Origin of the sequence: Edwardsiella sp. A.80236 (assembly GCF_044540725.1) — a bacterium.
Classification (GTDB): Bacteria; Pseudomonadota; Gammaproteobacteria; order Enterobacterales; family Enterobacteriaceae; genus Edwardsiella; species Edwardsiella tarda.
Map to the genome: position 1 here is coordinate 77593 of NZ_JBIUCY010000014.1, position 16371 is coordinate 93963.

Here is a 16371-nt window from a genome sequence, read left to right on the forward strand (position 1 = left end):
AGGACAACCATGGATATCCGCGATCTCAAATTATTTCTGCAACTGGCCGATAGCCGTCACTTCGCCCGTACCGCCGCGACGATGCACGTCAGTCCCTCGACGCTGTCACGCCAGATACAACGTCTGGAGGAAGAACTGGGACAACCGCTGTTGTTGCGCGATAACCGTGATGTCCGCCTGACGGCGGCCGGGGAGCAACTGCAAGACTTTGCCCGTCAGACCCTGCTGCACTACCGCCAGCTACGCAGCGGACTCGATCGTCACGGTCTCGCCTTGAGTGGCGAGCTGCATCTGTTCTGCTCGGTCACCGCCGCCTACAGCCATTTTCCACCGATCCTCGACCGTTTTCGCGCCCATCACCCTCAGGTCGATATCCGCCTGACTACCGGTGATGCCGCCGACGCCGTCGATAAGGTGCAAGGCGGCGCGGCAGATCTGGCTATTGCCGGGCGGCCACAAACGCTACCCAATAGCCTGGCGTTCTACCCCATCGGCGAGATCCCACTGCGTCTTATCGCACCCGCGTTGCCCTGCCCGGTACGCGACGATGTACAATGCACGCAGCCCGACTGGGCGCAGATTCCGTTTATCCTGCCGCAACATGGCCCGGCGCGGCAGCGCATCGATCAATGGTTTCGCCGCCGACGCATCCATACCCCGCGCATCTACGCTACGGTGGCCGGTCACGAGGCCATCGTCTCCATGGTCGCCCTGGGCTGCGGCATCGCCCTGCTACCCGAGGTGGTGATCGCTAACAGCCCGGAGAGCATGCGTGCGCGCATCATCACGCTAGAGAATCGCGTCGCCATCGATCCCTTCGAGCTGGGCGTCTGTGTGCAACACAAACGCCTACGCGAACCGCCGATCGCCGCCTTCTGGTCATTGCTGGCCGAGACGGCGAGCCGCTGAACGCCACCGAGACACTAGACTGGAACGCCACCTAGCCTTGCAAGAAGAAACGAAAGGCCGGATTAGCGCTCTCGTCGTGGCACTCGTAGCCTAATTCCATGAGACGCGCCGCGAAGCTGGCGTCACGGTCCGAGCACTCGAAGGCCGCCAATACCCGGCCGAAGTCGGTGCCGTGGCTACGATAGTGAAACAGCGAGATATTCCAGTGGGTGCCCAGAGTTTGCAGAAACTTGAGCAACGCACCCGGTGCCTCGGGGAACTCGAAGCTGTAGAGCCGCTCCTGCAACGGTTTACTCGGCCGGCCGCCAACCATATAGCGCACATGCAGCTTGGCCATCTCATCATCGGAGAGATCCACCACCTGGTAACCGCCGCCACGCAGTGAAGCCACGATCTCCTCGCGCTCGCGTTGGCCGTTGGTCAATCGCACCCCGACAAAGATGCAGGCCTGATCGGCATCGGCATAGCGGTAGTTGAACTCGGTCACCGCGCGCCCGCCCAATAACTGGCAGAAGGCCAAGAAGCTCCCCTTGCGCTCGGGGATGGTCACCGCCAGCAAGGCCTCACGCTGCTCGCCTAACTCACAGCGCTCGGAGACATAGCGCAGGCCGTGAAAGTTCAGATTGGCGCCAGACAGCACATGAGCCAGGTGCTCGCCACGAATAGCGTGACGCTGGACATACTGCTTCAGGCCAGCCAACGCCAACGCACCGGAGGGTTCCGCTACCGCCCTGACATCCTCAAACAGATCCTTCACCGCGGCACAAATCGCGTCGCTATCCACCGTGATCACGTCATCCAAGTAGCGCTGACACAGGCGGAATGTCTCATCACCGATACGCTTCACCGCCACGCCTTCGGCGAATAGGCCAACCCGTTCCAGCTCGACCGGTCGACCCGCATCCAATGCCGCTCGTAGGCAAGCAGAATCACGCGCCTCCACACCGATCACCTGCACTTGCGGCATCAGCTGTTTAATCAGCACCGCCACCCCGGCAGCCAGTCCCCCGCCGCCCACCGGAACGAAGATGCGGTCAAGGTGGGCATCCTGCTGCAGTAGCTCAAGCGCCAGCGTGCCCTGGCCAGCGATCACCGCCGGATGGTCGAAGGGGGGAATAAAGGTCAGTCCACTCTCCTGCGCTAACTGCAGCGCATGCGCCTTAGCCTCGTCAAAGTTGGCACCGTGTAACACCACTCGGCCACCAAAACCACGCACCGCATCCACCTTGATATCCGCCGTCGCCCGCGGCATGACGATGGTAGCCGCCATGCCCAATTTGGCCGCCGACAGCGCCACCCCCTGGGCATGATTCCCGGCCGATGCGGTGATCACCCCGCGTTCACGCTGCGCCGCGCTCAACCCGGCGATCATCGCGTAGGCACCACGTAACTTGAAGCTATGCACCGGCTGGCGATCTTCGCGCTTCACGAGAATGTGGTTATCCAGGCGGGCAGAGAGTTTTTCCATCGCCTGCAGTGGTGTCACCTGTGCCACCTCATACACCGGGGCGCGCAGCACCGCACGGAGATACTCGGCGCCATCCGGTGCCGAGGATAGCGGTTGTGTCTCACTCATCAGTACTCTCCCAGTTTGCTTCGATCACGTACTGCGCCGCGATCGGCGCTCGTCGCTAGGCTGGCATAAGCGCGTAAGGCCAGAGAGACAGGACGCTGGCGGCTACGCGGCGTCCAGGCTCGATCACCACGCGCCAGCTCCTGCTGACGCCGCTGCGCCAGCTCGCTTTCGGGGATCGCGAGGCGAATATGACGCGCCGGAATATCGATCTCGATCAGATCACCGTCGCAGACTAAGGCGATGGCACCGCCGCTGGCCGCCTCTGGTGAGACATGGCCGATCGACAATCCCGAGGTTCCGCCGGAGAAACGCCCGTCGGTGATCAGGGCACACTGTTTACCCAATCCCATCGACTTCAGATAAGAGGTGGGATAGAGCATCTCCTGCATCCCCGGCCCCCCCTTCGGGCCCTCATAGCGGATCACCACCACATCACCGGCCTGGATCTGACTACCGAGGATTGCCTCAACCGCCGCCTCTTGGCTTTCGAAGACCCGTGCCGGGCCACGGAAGAGCAGACTGTCATCGTCGACCCCGGCGGTCTTAACGATGCAACCATCCGGCGCCAGATTACCCGCCAAGACTGCCAACCCACCATCCTGGCTATAGGCAAACTCCCGAGTCCGAATACACCCCGTCTGGCGATCACGGTCCAGCGTCTCCCAACAGCATGACTGGCCGAAGGGTTCAGTCGTCCGCAGTCCGGCGGGACCGGCGCGATACAAGCGTTGTACCGCCTCATCCTCACTGCGCATGATGTCATAACGCGCCAGCGTCTCTGTCAGATCCAATCCCAACACGTTGACGACACCGCGATTCAAGAGCCCTGCCCGCTCCAACTCACCGAGGATCCCCATCACCCCGCCGGCGCGGTGAACATCCTCCATGTGGTAACGCTGGGTGCTGGGCGCGACCTTGCACAGATGGGGAACCTGACGCGACAGACGATCGATATCCGCCAGGGTGAAGTCGGCCTCGGCCTCTTGAGCCGCCGCCAGCAAATGCAGCACTGTATTGGTCGATCCGCCCATGGCGATATCCAGCGTCATGGCATTCTCGAAGGCTGCCTTGTTGGCGATACTACGCGGCAATACCGAGGCATCATCGTGCTCATAATAACGCCGCGTTAATGCGACGATTCGCTGCCCGGCCTCCTCAAACAATGTCCGGCGATCGGCATGGGTTGCCAGCAGGGAACCATTGCCCGGTAGCGCTAATCCTAAGGCCTCCATCAGGCAGTTCATCGAGTTGGCGGTAAACATCCCGGAACAGGATCCGCACGTCGGACAGGCGGCACGTTCAATCTGCGCGCTCTCCTCATCGCTCACCTGGGGATTCGCGCCCTGGATCATGGCATCGACCAAATCTAACTTGATCAGTTGATCCGAGAGACGCGTCTTACCCGCCTCCATCGGCCCACCAGAGACGAAGATCACCGGAATATTCAGGCGCAACGCCGCCATCATCATCCCCGGCGTGATCTTGTCGCAGTTTGAGATACAGACCATGGCGTCAGCGCAGTGGGCGTTGACCATATACTCCACCGAATCGGCGATCAGCTCGCGCGAGGGGAGTGAATAGAGCATGCCACCATGCCCCATGGCGATACCATCATCCACCGCGATGGTATTAAACTCCTTGGCCACGCCACCAGCCGCCTCGATCTGTGTGGCCACCAGCCGCCCGAGATCGCGCAGATGCACATGACCCGGCACAAACTGGGTGAACGAGTTCACCACCGCGATAATCGGCTTACCAAAATCCGCATCGGTCATCCCGGTCGCGCGCCACAACGCGCGGGCACCGGCCATATTGCGGCCATGGGTGGTAGTCGCTGAACGATACTTAGCCATGCACAATTCACTCCCAGTGTTGCCCGCATCCGGCGGGCAAAGATCAATCCATGGGCGCGCACTCACTCGGCGCCCTACCTGTCTATCGGGTTTACCTCATCCGGCCTCACGCCGGGTTTAGGAGTTGACCGCGTCCAACCAGCCGAAACGATCCTCGGTTTGGCCGTTGAACAGGCCGAAGAAAGCTTGCTGTACCCGCTTGGTAATCGGGCCACAACGTCCGATCCCCACCTGAATGCCATCGACACTACGCACCGGGGTGATCTCTGCCGCCGTTCCCGACATAAAGATCTCATCGGCCAGGTATAGCGCCTCGCGCGACAGCACCTGCTCACGAACCTCCAGCCCCTGCGCCTTGGCCAGGGTGATGATGGCGTCACGGGTGATCCCCGGTAAGGCCGCCGACGTAAACGGCGGGGTAAAAATCACGCCGTTTTTGACCACAAACAGATTTTCGCCCGCCCCTTCGGAAACGTAACCGTGAACATCCAGCGCGATCCCCTCCTGATAACCATGACGACGCGCCTCTGAGCCTACCAACAATGAAGAGAGGTAGTTGCCACCCGCCTTGGCGGCGGTCGGAATGGTATTCGGTGCCGCACGATGCCAAGAGGAGACCATCGCATCGATACCCTGATCTAACGCCTCCTCACCCAGATAAGCCCCCCAAGGGAAGGCGGCGATGATGACATCCGTCTGATAGCCATCCGGGGGATTCACTCCCATGCCCACATCGCCGATAAAGACCAACGGGCGAATATAGGCGCTGGTCAGTTGATTACGGCGTAAGGTCTCTCGGCAGGCAGCCATCAACTCATCGACACTGTAGGCGAGCGGCATACGATAGATGCGTGCCGAGTCGTGTAAACGCTGCATATGTTCCCGATGGCGGAAGACGGCTGGACCGCGATGCGTGTCATAACAACGTACCCCCTCAAAGACCGAAGTACCGTAATGCAACGCGTGAGACATCACATGAACCCGGGCCTCGCCCCAGGGCACCATTTCGCCGTTAAACCAGATGTAATCCGCTTTCTTGGTGGTCATTGTGCTATTCCTTGTGGCGACCTGCGCCTGATGTAATAAGGGGGATAACTCAGCCTAACGCCTGACGACAAGGCATCATGGGCCGGGGAGCGAGGGCGCGCACCTCAACTTGTGCCACATCCAGCAATTTGCTCAACTGAGACGACAGCAGGCTGACGGGACGAGCGCTGGCAACGGTCAGCTCAATATTGACGCTGTCGCACTCGCCATCTTGGGCCATATGCATGGCACAGATCTCAAAACCGCGGTGGCGAACCACACGCAGCACGCGTTCTAAGATCTCCGGACGACGACGCGCCTGGATCGCCAGATAGTGTTGGGATGAAGGGTTCTGCATCATGATACGCTCTCCAGCATGGATTCATTGCCAGCGCCCGGCGGCACCAGCGGCCAGACATTTTCGAATTCATCGATAGTGACCTGTAACAGGTACGGACCCGGTGTCGTCAACAAGGCCTCCAGCGCATCCGCGACCTGCGCCTTACGGCTGATACGTTGCCCGGGAATGCCAAACGCCTGTGCCAGGGTGAGAAAATCGGGGTTATCAGAGAGATCGGTTTCGCTGTAGCGCGCATCGAAGAACAGTTGCTGCCACTGGCGCACCATTCCCAGCCGCTGGTTATCCAGCAAGACGATCTTCAGCGGCAACTGTGCCCGCTTGATGGTGCCCAACTCCTGCACATTCATCATGAATGAACCATCGCCAGAAACGCAGATCACACAATCGTCAGGACGAGCCATCTGCGCACCGACGGCGGCAGGAATACCGAATCCCATCGTGCCCAGTCCGCTGGAGGTGATGAAGTCGTGCGGCTGAGCGAAACGCATATGTTGAGCGCTCCACATCTGGTGTTGGCCCACATCGGTGGTCACCACCGCCTGTGCTGGCTTACGCTCGGAGAGCTGGCGTAAAAACAAGGGGGCATAAATGGCCTCGCCTGGGTGATCGTAACGCCAGACGTGTTGCGCCTTTAATTGTGCGACGTGTTGCAGCCAGGGGGCGATGGAAAGCGGCATCGTCAATGCCGACAGGAGCGGCGTCAACTCGCCACACAGGGTTACGTGCGCCTGACGCAGCTTATTCAACTCTGCCGGATCGATGTCCAGGTGGATCACACGGGCCTGTGGCGCAAAGGCATTCAAGCGTCCAGTGACGCGATCGTCGAAGCGGGCTCCGACGGCCAACAACAGATCGCACTGCTGCACCGCTAAATTAGCCGCCTTACTACCGTGCATGCCCAGCATCCCCAGATAGCCGGGATGCGCATCGTCTGCCGCGCCCAATCCCTTCAGCGTCGCCGCCACGGGCAAGCCACTACATGCGACCAATGCCCGTAACGCAGGGACCGCATTGGCCATCCCCACACCGCCTCCCACATATAACACCGGGCGCTGGGCGGCGGCCAATAGCGCGCGCGCTTGTGCGACCTCTTCCGACAGACACGTATCCGGTGTCACATCGACGCTGCGTAATGACGCAGCAGGCTCGCCCTGCGCCAGTTGAATATCCTTGGGAATATCGATTAACACCGGGCCCGGGCGCCCCTGGGTGGCGATGGCAAACGCCTGCTCCATGATCTCGGGTAACTCAACCAGTGACGTCACCATAAAGCTATGTTTGGTACATGCCAACGATAACCCCAGGACATCCATCTCCTGAAAAGCATCGGTACCGATCAAGCTCGAAGCAACCTGACCGGTAATCGCAACCAGCGGAACCGAATCCATCATGGCATCGGCCAAGCCAGTGATCAGATTGGTAGCACCGGGGCCAGAGGTCGCGATACAAACACCGACACGGCCACTGGCTCGGGCATAACCGATCGCGGCCATCACCGCTCCTTGTTCATGTCGACACAGTAAGTGCGCCACGCCGCCATCGTACAGCGCATCGTATAACGGCATGATGGCACCACCGGGATAGCCAAATACCTGACTCACCCCTTGAGCACGCAACGCTTGTACTACCCACTGCGCTCCATTCATGATTAACTCTCCGATATAACCCTAAATCACAGAATTTTATTCTGAATCCTGACATCCCTGCCCGACCGGTTACAGCGTAAAAAAAAGAGCCCCCGAACCGGATGGTGCGGGGGCTCTTTTTTGACTCAGGCCTGATTACTAAGCCTTTATTCGTCCAAGTGCAGCCCCGCACGGTGGGATAATAATCACCACCACGCTAATCACGACTAGGCTAATCACTTGGACAAGTAGGCTCATAAATAGTGAAATCTGTTGTTTCGTTACTCAGTGTTTAAACAGTTATCATAGAAGTTCACGCACTGACAACCTTTTTTTGTACACCGATTACGCCACTTCTGGCACAATTTTGAACAAACCGTTGAGTTATCAGTAGGTTCAAGATTAATTTTACTCGGAGCTTTTCTCCGCCATCGATACCCCACGGGTATCTCGCCCGAAGGAGATCAGAATAGCGATAATCACGGCGACACTCCCCGCCGTAATCGCCATCGCCAACGCATAATTTTGCCCATGATGGGCGGCAATCGAAGCTTGAAGGGTCGCATTCACTGAGGCCAGAAGATTGCCCAATTGGTAGACAAAACCCGGTAAAACCGCTCGCGCACTCGCTGGCACCAGTTCATTCAGGTAGGTTGGGATAACGCCCCACGCACCCTGTACCATAAACTGCATCAGAAAGGCACCGATCCCCAACATCAGTGAACCGCCAGAGAAAGCCCACAACGGGATCACCGGCAATGCCAGTAAGGCAGCCAACATGATGGCACGCTTACGGCCGATACGCTCCGAGAGCGTACCGAAGAAAATCCCACCGGCGATAGAGGCGATATTGTAGCTAACCGCGATGATACTGATGACATTAGCCGAGAAACCATGCTGAACTTTGAGGAAAGTCGGATAGAGATCCTGCGTGCCGTGACTGAAGAAATTGAAGGCTGCCATCAACACGACCAGGTAAATACACAGCTTCCAGTTGTGTCGCAACACCGGCCATAACGGCATGCCACTCTGACGGTGCGCCTTCGCCGCTAGCCAGACCGGCGATTCCGGCACATAGAAGTAAATATAGGGCAACAACACGATCGGAATCGCGCCAATCACAAACATGCCGCGCCATCCTAACCACTGAGCGAATAACCCATAGATCACCGCCGCTAATAAATATCCAAAGGGATAACCCGCCTGAAAAATACCCGACATCAAGCCACGCGAGCGATCGGGTATCGTCTCCATGGTCAATGACGAGGCAACCCCCCAGATCCCCCCCATCGCCACGCCATACAGTACCCGCAACAACAGGAAAATCATCAGCGATGGTGCCGCCGCCGACAACAATTCAAAGACTGAAAAACAGATGATATTCAACATCAGGATAGGACGACGCCCATACTTCTCAGCGGCTCGACCAAAGATCAACGCCCCAATTGGCCGCACGGCCAGCGTCAACAAGATGGCCAGCGTCACCTGCTCTACGTCGACATGGAAGGCGCTAGCGATGTCGCTTAATAGAAAAACCAAGATAAAAAAATCGAATGCATCCAGTGTCCAGCTTAAAAAACTGGCGATAGCAACGTGCCGTTGCTGGGGAGACCAAGCAAACATAATGTGTTTCCTTTCAGTAGGGTAGTGAGGTGATATCTGCTGTTGTCACACCCTGCGCCATGAATCATTGTCTATATTGTTGGCCGAGTGTCAGCTTTTTGTATTACTTTTGTTAAAGTAAGCGAGAGGGAGTGCCGAGTAAATCAGCAATGGGTTATTTTTGGTGTTGAAGTGTGAAAACTTGTTACGTTTACGTAACTCTTTTTGCGTAACGGTGCACAGCCTCACTGGATAGTCACACACAGCCGATCCCCTTGCGCCATGATAGGAGCGATAAGGAGAGTCACCATGACACTGGCCAGCGTATACACCCGTGCCGCCCTCGGCATGCAAGCACCCGAAGTCAGGATCGAGGCACATATCGGCAATGGATTACCGAGTTTTACTCTGGTTGGCCTCCCAGAGACGGCGGTGCGTGAGGCAAAAGATCGTGTGCGTTGTGCCATCCTAAACAGCGGATTCCAGTTTCCGGCTAAGCGCATCACCCTCAACCTGGCTCCCGCCGACCTACCGAAGGAGGGAGGCCGCTACGATCTTCCCATGGCACTGGCCCTATTGCTCGCTGCAGGGCAACTCTCCAGCGTACACGCCGAGCATCAATATGAGTTTATGGGTGAGCTCGCCCTCTCCGGTGAACTCCGTCCAGTACCCGGTATTCTACCGGCCGCACTGAGTGCCACACAGGCGGGGCGAACCTTAATCGCCCCCAGAGGCAACGCCGGTGAGCTCGGGCTGTTGCCTGCACCGCGTCCCTTCATCGCCCCATCCCTACTTGCCGTCTGCGCCTTCCTCAGTGAAAACGCCACATTGGAAAGACCAGCGCGCTGTCTACCCAGTAACGACTATGCACAGCAGGGGGACATGGCTGATATCATCGGTCAAGCGCAGGCGCGGCGCGCCCTGGAGATCGCCGCCGCCGGAGGGCATAATCTGCTACTGCTTGGACCACCGGGTACCGGTAAAACGATGCTGGCCTATCGCCTACCGGGGATCCTGCCACCGATGACCAGCGATGAGGCGTTAGCGCAGGCCGCCATCAGCAGCCTGGCATATCCAGGTTCGACGCAGACACGCTATGGCGTACGCCCCTTTCGCGCACCGCACCATAGCGCCTCGATGGCAGCGCTGATCGGCGGCGGATCCTTGCCGCGTCCTGGAGAGATCTCTCTGGCGCATCACGGCGTACTCTTCCTTGATGAATTAGCCGAGTTCGATCGACGTACCTTAGATGCACTGCGCGAGCCGTTAGAGTCAGGTGTTGTCCACCTCTCCCGTGCCCAGATCAAAGTCAGCTTTCCCGCCCGCGTACAATTGGTTGCGGCGATGAATCCCAGCAATGCGGGATTTGGGAGCAGTGCGGGAGGACGCACCACACCGAATCAGGTACTGCGCTACCTCTCTCGCCTTTCTGGGCCGCTGCTCGACCGCTTCGATCTCTCGATTGATGTCCCCCTATTACCCGCGGGAGTATTGGCCAGCCAACGAGCGACGGGCGAAGACAGTGCCACACTACGCCAACGCGTTACCGCTGTCCGTGATCGGCAGTATGCTCGCAGTGGTCAGTTGAATGCTCATCTCGAGGGCGCAGAGCGCGATCGTGTCTGCCGCCTGAGTACACACGATGCACAATTTCTAGAACAGGCCCTGACACGCCTCGGTTTATCGGTACGCGCTTGGCACCGGCTGCTCAAGGTCGCTCGTACACTCGCGGACATGGAGGGCGTCGAGACTATCGCCCAACGCCATCTGGCTGAAGCGCTGAGCTATCGCGCCGTCGATCGGCTCTTACAGACATTGCAACGGGGGTAATGGCCCACCGCCGCAAGTCGCAGACGGTGGGGAATACATGATGAAAAGGAGAAACTACACGGGACTCATGCCCAGTCGAGGATCACCTTGCCAGAGTGACCCGAGCGCATCGCGGCAAACCCTTGCTGAAAGTCGTCGATCGCGTAACGATGAGTAATGATCGGGGCCAGATCGAGACCCGATTGTAGCAACGCCGCCATCTTGTACCACGTTTCAAACATTTCCCGTCCATAGATCCCTTTGATCACCAGTCCCTTAAAGATCACCTGGTTCCAATCGATGGCCATATTGCCCGGTGGGATACCTAACATGGCGATCTTACCGCCATGGTTCATGGTCTCCAACATGGTACGGAAAGCCGCCGGCGCACCGGACATTTCCAACCCCACATCGAAGCCCTCCGTCATACCCAACTCCTGCATCACGTCCGCTAAGGCGTCGCGACTGACGTTAACTGCCCGCGTGACCCCCATTTTACGCGCCAAATCGAGGCGATAGTCATTCACGTCGGTGATCACCACATGACGCGCCCCCACATGACGGCACACCGCCGCCGCCATGATGCCGATCGGCCCCGCACCGGAGACCAAGACATCCTCGCCAACCAGGTCGAAAGAGAGCGCCGTATGCACCGCATTGCCGAAAGGATCGAAAATCGCCGCCAACTCGTCAGAGATATTGTCTGGAATTTTGAAAGCATTGAAGGCCGGGATCACCAGATACTCGGCGAATGCGCCCTGGCGATTGACACCGACCCCAATGGTATTACGGCACAGATGGGTGCGACCGGCACGGCAATTGCGACAGTGCCCACAGGTGATATGCCCCTCGCCAGAGACGCGATCGCCGATGCGAAAACCGCTAACCTCTTGGCCAACAGCGACCACTTCACCCACATACTCATGACCAACTACCATCGGTACCGGGATCGTCTTCTGCGACCAGTCATCCCAGTTATAGATATGCACATCGGTGCCACAGATCGCCGTCTTACGGATCTTGATCATGATGTCGTTATGCCCCAATTGCGGCAATGGGACATCGGTCATCCAGATACCTTCTTCCGCATATAATTTGGATAAAGCTTTCATCATGCCTCCTTAGGCGATCACGCCAAGTTGTTTACCGACACGAATAAAGGCGTCTACGGCCTGCTCGATCTGTGCTGGCGTATGCGCCGCCGACATTTGGGTACGGATACGCGCCTGCCCCTGCGGTACCACCGGATAGAAGAAACCCGTCACATAAATCCCTTCTTGTAATAGCAGGTCGGCGAAACGCTGTGCCAACTTAGCGTCCCCCAGCATCACCGGAATAATGGCATGATCGGCACCCGCTAAGGTAAAACCGGCTGCGGTCATCTTCTCACGGAACAGGCGGGCGTTATCCCACAGCCGAGCACGCAGCGCATCTCCCTGAGCTAAGAGGGTCAGCACCTGCATCGAGGCGGCAACGATCGAGGGAGCCAGTGAGTTAGAAAACAGATAGGGGCGTGAGCGTTGACGCAGCCATTCGACCACCTCTTTACGCGCGGCGGTGTAGCCACCAGAGGCTCCCCCCAGCGCTTTACCCAAAGTGCCAGTGATAATATCGACTCGCCCCATCACTCCGCAGTATTCATGAGTACCGCGCCCGTGGGAGCCGACGAATCCAACCGCATGCGAGTCATCCACCATCACCAAGGCACCATACTCATCTGCCAGATCACAAATCGACTTCAGATCGGCGATCACGCCATCCATGGAGAACACCCCATCGGTGGCGATCAGGATATGGCGGGCGCCCTCGGCGCGAGCCTGCGTCAACCGCGATTTCAGTTCGGCCATATCGTTGTTTGCATAGCGATAGCGTCGTGCCTTACACAGACGCACGCCATCGATAATGGAGGCATGATTCAACGCATCGGAGATAATCGCATCCTCCGGCCCTAACAGGGTCTCAAATAAACCACCGTTAGCATCGAAGCAAGAGGAATAAAGGATGGCGTCTTCCATGCCTAAGAAGGTGGCAATTTGCTGCTCCAACGCCTTATGACTATCCTGAGTGCCACAGATAAAACGCACCGACGCCATACCGAAGCCATGACTGTCCATGCCCGCCTTAGCGGCAGCGATCAGCGCAGGGTGATTCGCTAACCCTAGGTAGTTATTGGCACAGAGGTTTAAGACATGGCTACCATCAGCCACGGCAATCTCCGCCTGTTGGGCAGAGGTAATGATGCGCTCATTCTTGTACAACCCGTCAGCTCGTGTCGTCTCGAGCTGCTGTGTGAGTTGCTGGTAAAAATCCGCAGACATAGGGTCTCTCCTGGGTTCGATATGCTAGATTCCGCGTACGTAGCAGCATCTTACTGCTGAAACAGTATTGAAACGAGTTCGTAACTTCTATAATGGTAAAAATGCAGCATCTATCACGTCACGTGACGGGGCAAGCGAGAATAGGTCACAAAGTGATTCCACTGACGGGACGTAATCCGTCTCCTTAACACGCTTTTTGCTTAACAAGCGTGCCCTCGGCGCTGATTGCCAAGCCATGAAATGTTATGATGGCGCCATCTATCAGCGCTGCGCGCGCTCTCGTTAGCTCATTGAAAGGTAAACCTCATGATTATTGTCACTGGCGGCGCCGGCATGATCGGCAGCAACATCGTTAAGGCATTGAACGATAAAGGCTATACCGATATTCTGGTGGTGGATAACCTCAAGGATGGTACCAAGTTTGTTAACCTGGTCGACCTGGATATCACCGACTATATGGACAAAGAGGATTTCATTGCCGGGATCGTTGCGGGTGATGATTTCGGTGATATCGAAGCGGTATTCCATGAAGGCGCCTGCTCCTCCACCACCGAGTGGGATGGCAAGTATGTGATGGACAATAACTACCAGTACTCGAAAGAGCTGTTGCACTACTGCCTAGAGCGCCAGATCCCCTTCCTGTATGCCTCCTCTGCCGCCACCTACGGCATGACCGATAAGTTCGTGGAGGATCGCCGCTACGAGGGGCCGTTGAACGTCTACGGCTATTCTAAGTTTCTCTTCGACCAGTATGTGCGCCGCATCCTACCGCACGTCGAATCGCAGATCTGTGGCTTTCGCTATTTCAACGTTTATGGGCCGCGTGAGGGCCACAAGGGCGGCATGGCGAGCGTCGCTTTCCATCTGAATACTCAGATCAATAATGGTGAAGAGCCGAAGCTATTCGAAGGCAGTGAAAACTTCCGCCGTGACTTCATCTATGTCGGCGACGTCGCAGACGTTAACCTGTGGTTCTGGGAGAACGGCGTCTCTGGGATCTTCAACTGTGGTACCGGCAACGCCGAATCCTTCCAGGCCGTCGCCGATGCCGTCGTTGATTATCACCAGAAGGGGAATGTGGTCTATATCCCCTTCCCAGATAAACTAAAGGGACGTTATCAGGCCTTTACTCAGGCGGATACTACTCAGTTGCGCGCGGCCGGTTATACTCAACCGTTTAAAACCGTCGCCCAGGGTGTACGCGAATACATGGAATGGCTAAACCGTAAGCCCTAATAGCGTAAGGAATTTCTAACAGTATGAAAATACTGGTGATCGGACCGTCTTGGGTCGGTGATATGATGATGTCGCAGAGTCTATACCGTACCCTGAAGGCGGAGTACCCCGAGGCAGAAATCGATGTGATGGCACCCAACTGGTGCCGTCCGCTCCTTGAGCGCATGCCTGAGGTGCATGACGCGATCCCCATGCCTCTGGGGCATGGTAGCCTAGGGCTCGCTGAGCGCTACCGTCTGGGGCACCAACTGCGTGAGCGAGAATATGATCGCGCTTATGTGCTACCCAACTCATTCAAATCGGCATTGATTCCCTTCTTCGCTCGTATTCCTTTGCGTATCGGTTGGAAGGGAGAGATGCGTTATGGCCTCTTGAATGATCTGCGTCCACTCGATAAGTCGGCCTTTCCACGGATGGTCGAACGTTATGTAGCGCTGGCCTACCCCGCCACACGCGTACGACGCGCCAGCGATCTACCCCAGCCCCTGCGCTATCCTGCTCTCCAGGTACGCGATGAAGAGATCGCCGAAACCGCCGCCGCCTTCAATCTGACCGATCATCGTCCGGTGATCGGCTTCTGCCCAGGCGCCGAGTTTGGGCCAGCAAAACGCTGGCCTCACTATCACTATGCCGTACTCGCACAACGACTTATCACCCAGGGCTATCAGATCGCTCTGTTTGGCTCCGCCAAGGATCACTCGGCTGGCGAGGACATTCGCCAAGCGTTGGCGGAGGAGAGTCGCGAGTACTGTTTAAATCTGGCGGGACATACTACGCTAGACCAGGCCGTGACGCTGATCGCCGCCTGCCAAGCCATCGTCAGCAATGACTCTGGATTGATGCATGTTGCCGCGGCCCTTGATAAACCGCTAGTGGCACTCTATGGGCCCAGTAGCCCAGATTTCACGCCACCGTTGAGCCCACATGCCCAAGTGATCCGGCTGATCTCCGGCTATCATAAAGTCCGACGCGGGAAGGGCGAAACCGGCTACCACCAGAGCCTGATCGATATCACACCAGATCGCGTCGAACAAACGCTGCTCGCTTTGCTACGCGACGCCGCACAGGCAAATAGTGGGGAAGTCCAGTGCGCATCCTGATGGTAAAAACCTCCTCGATGGGAGATGTCATTCACACCTTGCCTGCGCTGACTGACGCTCAACGGGCGATCCCCGACTTACAGGTCGACTGGGTGGTCGAAGAGGGGTTTGCCCAAATTCCTAGCTGGCATGCGGCGGTCGAACGCGTGATCCCGGTCGCCATTCGACGCTGGCGCAAGGCGCCGTTCAGCGCCCAGACTCGTCATGAGTGGCGGACATTTAAGCACCTACTGCGTCAGGAACGCTACGATGCGATCATCGACGCCCAAGGCTTGCTAAAAAGCGCGCTGCTGGTCACGCGCCAAGCATACGGCATCAAACACGGCTTCGATCGCGCCAGTGCTCGCGAGCCACTGGCGAGCCTGTTTTATGATCGCCGTCATGCCGTTCCTCGTCAGCAACATGCCGTCGAGCGTACCCGCCAGCTCGTGGCACAAAGCCTAGGTTACTCGTTGCCGTCACCGCATGGTGACTATGCCATAGCCCAGCACTTTACTCAGCAACTACCCGGCGATGCCGGCCAGTATATGGTGTTTCTGCACGCCACGACCCGCGATGAAAAACATTGGCCGGAGACACACTGGCGAGCGCTGATCGCCTGGGTTGGTCAGCATACTTCGCAACGGATTAAGCTGCCATGGGGAGCAGAGCATGAGCGTCAGCGCGCCCTACGTCTGGCCGCCGGGTTTGCGCATGTCGAGGTACTGCCGAAGATGACTCTGGCCGAGGTAGCCAGCGTACTGGCCGGTGCCAGCCAAGTAGTCTCCGTCGATACCGGCCTCAGTCATCTGGCCGCCGCGCTGGATCGACCGAATATCACGCTGTATGGCCCTACCGATCCGGGGCTGATCGGGGGTTATGGGATGGAGCAGGTATCGCTTATCTCGCCCAGCGGGCGCCTACAGGATTTAACCGCTGTGCGCGTGAGTCAACAAATCAAAATAAATTGAGAAAAA

14 protein-coding genes are annotated in these 16371 nt (G+C 57.6%); 5 read left to right on the forward strand and 9 right to left on the reverse strand.

Annotated features, from left to right (window positions below; genetic code table 11):
• Positions 1–9: 9 nt before the first annotated feature.
• On the forward strand, positions 10–909 hold the full coding sequence (ilvY, locus tag ACEQFP_RS12630; RefSeq protein WP_005290129.1) for an HTH-type transcriptional activator IlvY: 900 nt from the start codon (positions 10–12) through the stop codon (positions 907–909).
• 31 nt (positions 910–940) lie between these two features.
• Here ilvY and ilvA read toward each other — a convergent pair whose 3' ends face one another.
• The 7 genes from ilvA to ACEQFP_RS12665 all read right to left on the reverse strand — a co-directional run bounded on the left by ilvA (position 941) and on the right by ACEQFP_RS12665 (position 8973).
• Positions 941–2485: a threonine ammonia-lyase, biosynthetic gene (gene ilvA, locus ACEQFP_RS12635; RefSeq protein ID WP_005290124.1), complete on the reverse strand. Its 1545-nt coding sequence runs from the start codon at positions 2483–2485 to the stop codon at positions 941–943.
• Positions 2485–4338 carry a dihydroxy-acid dehydratase gene (ilvD, locus tag ACEQFP_RS12640; RefSeq protein WP_370558318.1) on the reverse strand — a complete coding sequence of 618 codons (1854 nt, stop codon included), beginning with the start codon at positions 4336–4338 and terminating at the stop codon, positions 2485–2487. The genes ilvA and ilvD overlap by 1 nt, the downstream gene beginning before the upstream one ends.
• Before the next feature lie 117 nt (positions 4339–4455).
• Positions 4456–5385, reverse strand: a complete 930-nt coding sequence (locus tag ACEQFP_RS12645) for a branched-chain amino acid transaminase (protein WP_005290114.1) — start codon at positions 5383–5385, stop codon at positions 4456–4458.
• A gap of 49 nt (positions 5386–5434) precedes the next feature.
• On the reverse strand, positions 5435–5725 hold the full coding sequence (gene ilvM / locus ACEQFP_RS12650; RefSeq protein ID WP_005290111.1) for an acetolactate synthase 2 small subunit: 291 nt from the start codon (positions 5723–5725) through the stop codon (positions 5435–5437).
• The gene (ilvG, locus tag ACEQFP_RS12655) at positions 5722–7371 is read right to left on the reverse strand and encodes an acetolactate synthase 2 catalytic subunit (RefSeq protein ID WP_370558319.1); all 1650 of its coding nucleotides are present in this window, start codon (positions 7369–7371) and stop codon (positions 5722–5724) included. Before ilvG ends, ilvM begins: the two co-directional genes overlap by 4 nt.
• 138 nt (positions 7372–7509) lie before the next feature.
• Positions 7510–7608 carry an ilv operon leader peptide gene (ilvL, locus tag ACEQFP_RS12660; protein WP_071526333.1) on the reverse strand — a complete coding sequence of 33 codons (99 nt, stop codon included), beginning with the start codon at positions 7606–7608 and terminating at the stop codon, positions 7510–7512.
• Positions 7609–7758: 150 nt separating this feature from the next.
• Positions 7759–8973 (reverse strand): MFS transporter, encoded by a 1215-nt coding sequence (locus tag ACEQFP_RS12665; protein ID WP_109611142.1) that lies wholly within the window; start codon positions 8971–8973, stop codon positions 7759–7761.
• A 288-nt stretch (positions 8974–9261) separates the two neighbouring features.
• On the opposite strand from ACEQFP_RS12665, the gene ACEQFP_RS12670 reads away from it, so the two are divergent.
• Positions 9262–10782 (forward strand): YifB family Mg chelatase-like AAA ATPase, encoded by a 1521-nt coding sequence (locus ACEQFP_RS12670; RefSeq protein WP_369115288.1) that lies wholly within the window; start codon positions 9262–9264, stop codon positions 10780–10782.
• Positions 10783–10847: 65 nt separating this feature from the next.
• On the opposite strand, the gene tdh is transcribed toward ACEQFP_RS12670, so the two are convergent.
• Positions 10848–11873, reverse strand: coding sequence for an L-threonine 3-dehydrogenase (gene tdh, locus ACEQFP_RS12675; RefSeq protein ID WP_005297094.1), 1026 nt, complete (start codon positions 11871–11873; stop codon positions 10848–10850).
• Positions 11874–11882: 9 nt separating this feature from the next.
• Complete coding sequence (locus ACEQFP_RS12680) at positions 11883–13079, reverse strand: glycine C-acetyltransferase (RefSeq protein ID WP_370558320.1); 1197 nt, start codon at positions 13077–13079, stop codon at positions 11883–11885.
• A gap of 306 nt (positions 13080–13385) precedes the next feature.
• On the opposite strand from ACEQFP_RS12680, the gene rfaD reads away from it, so the two are divergent.
• The 3 genes from rfaD to rfaC are packed head-to-tail and all read left to right on the forward strand — an operon-like array spanning position 13386 to position 16365.
• On the forward strand, positions 13386–14315 hold the full coding sequence (gene rfaD, locus ACEQFP_RS12685; protein WP_005290097.1) for an ADP-glyceromanno-heptose 6-epimerase: 930 nt from the start codon (positions 13386–13388) through the stop codon (positions 14313–14315).
• Positions 14316–14338: 23 nt separating this feature from the next.
• Entirely contained in the window at positions 14339–15415 is a 1077-nt protein-coding gene (gene rfaF / locus ACEQFP_RS12690; protein WP_035597595.1) for an ADP-heptose--LPS heptosyltransferase RfaF, read from the forward strand.
• A complete protein-coding gene (gene rfaC / locus ACEQFP_RS12695; RefSeq protein ID WP_005297088.1) occupies positions 15403–16365 on the forward strand; it encodes a lipopolysaccharide heptosyltransferase RfaC in 963 nt (320 codons plus the stop codon). The genes rfaF and rfaC overlap by 13 nt, the downstream gene beginning before the upstream one ends.
• Positions 16366–16371: the final 6 nt, after the last annotated feature.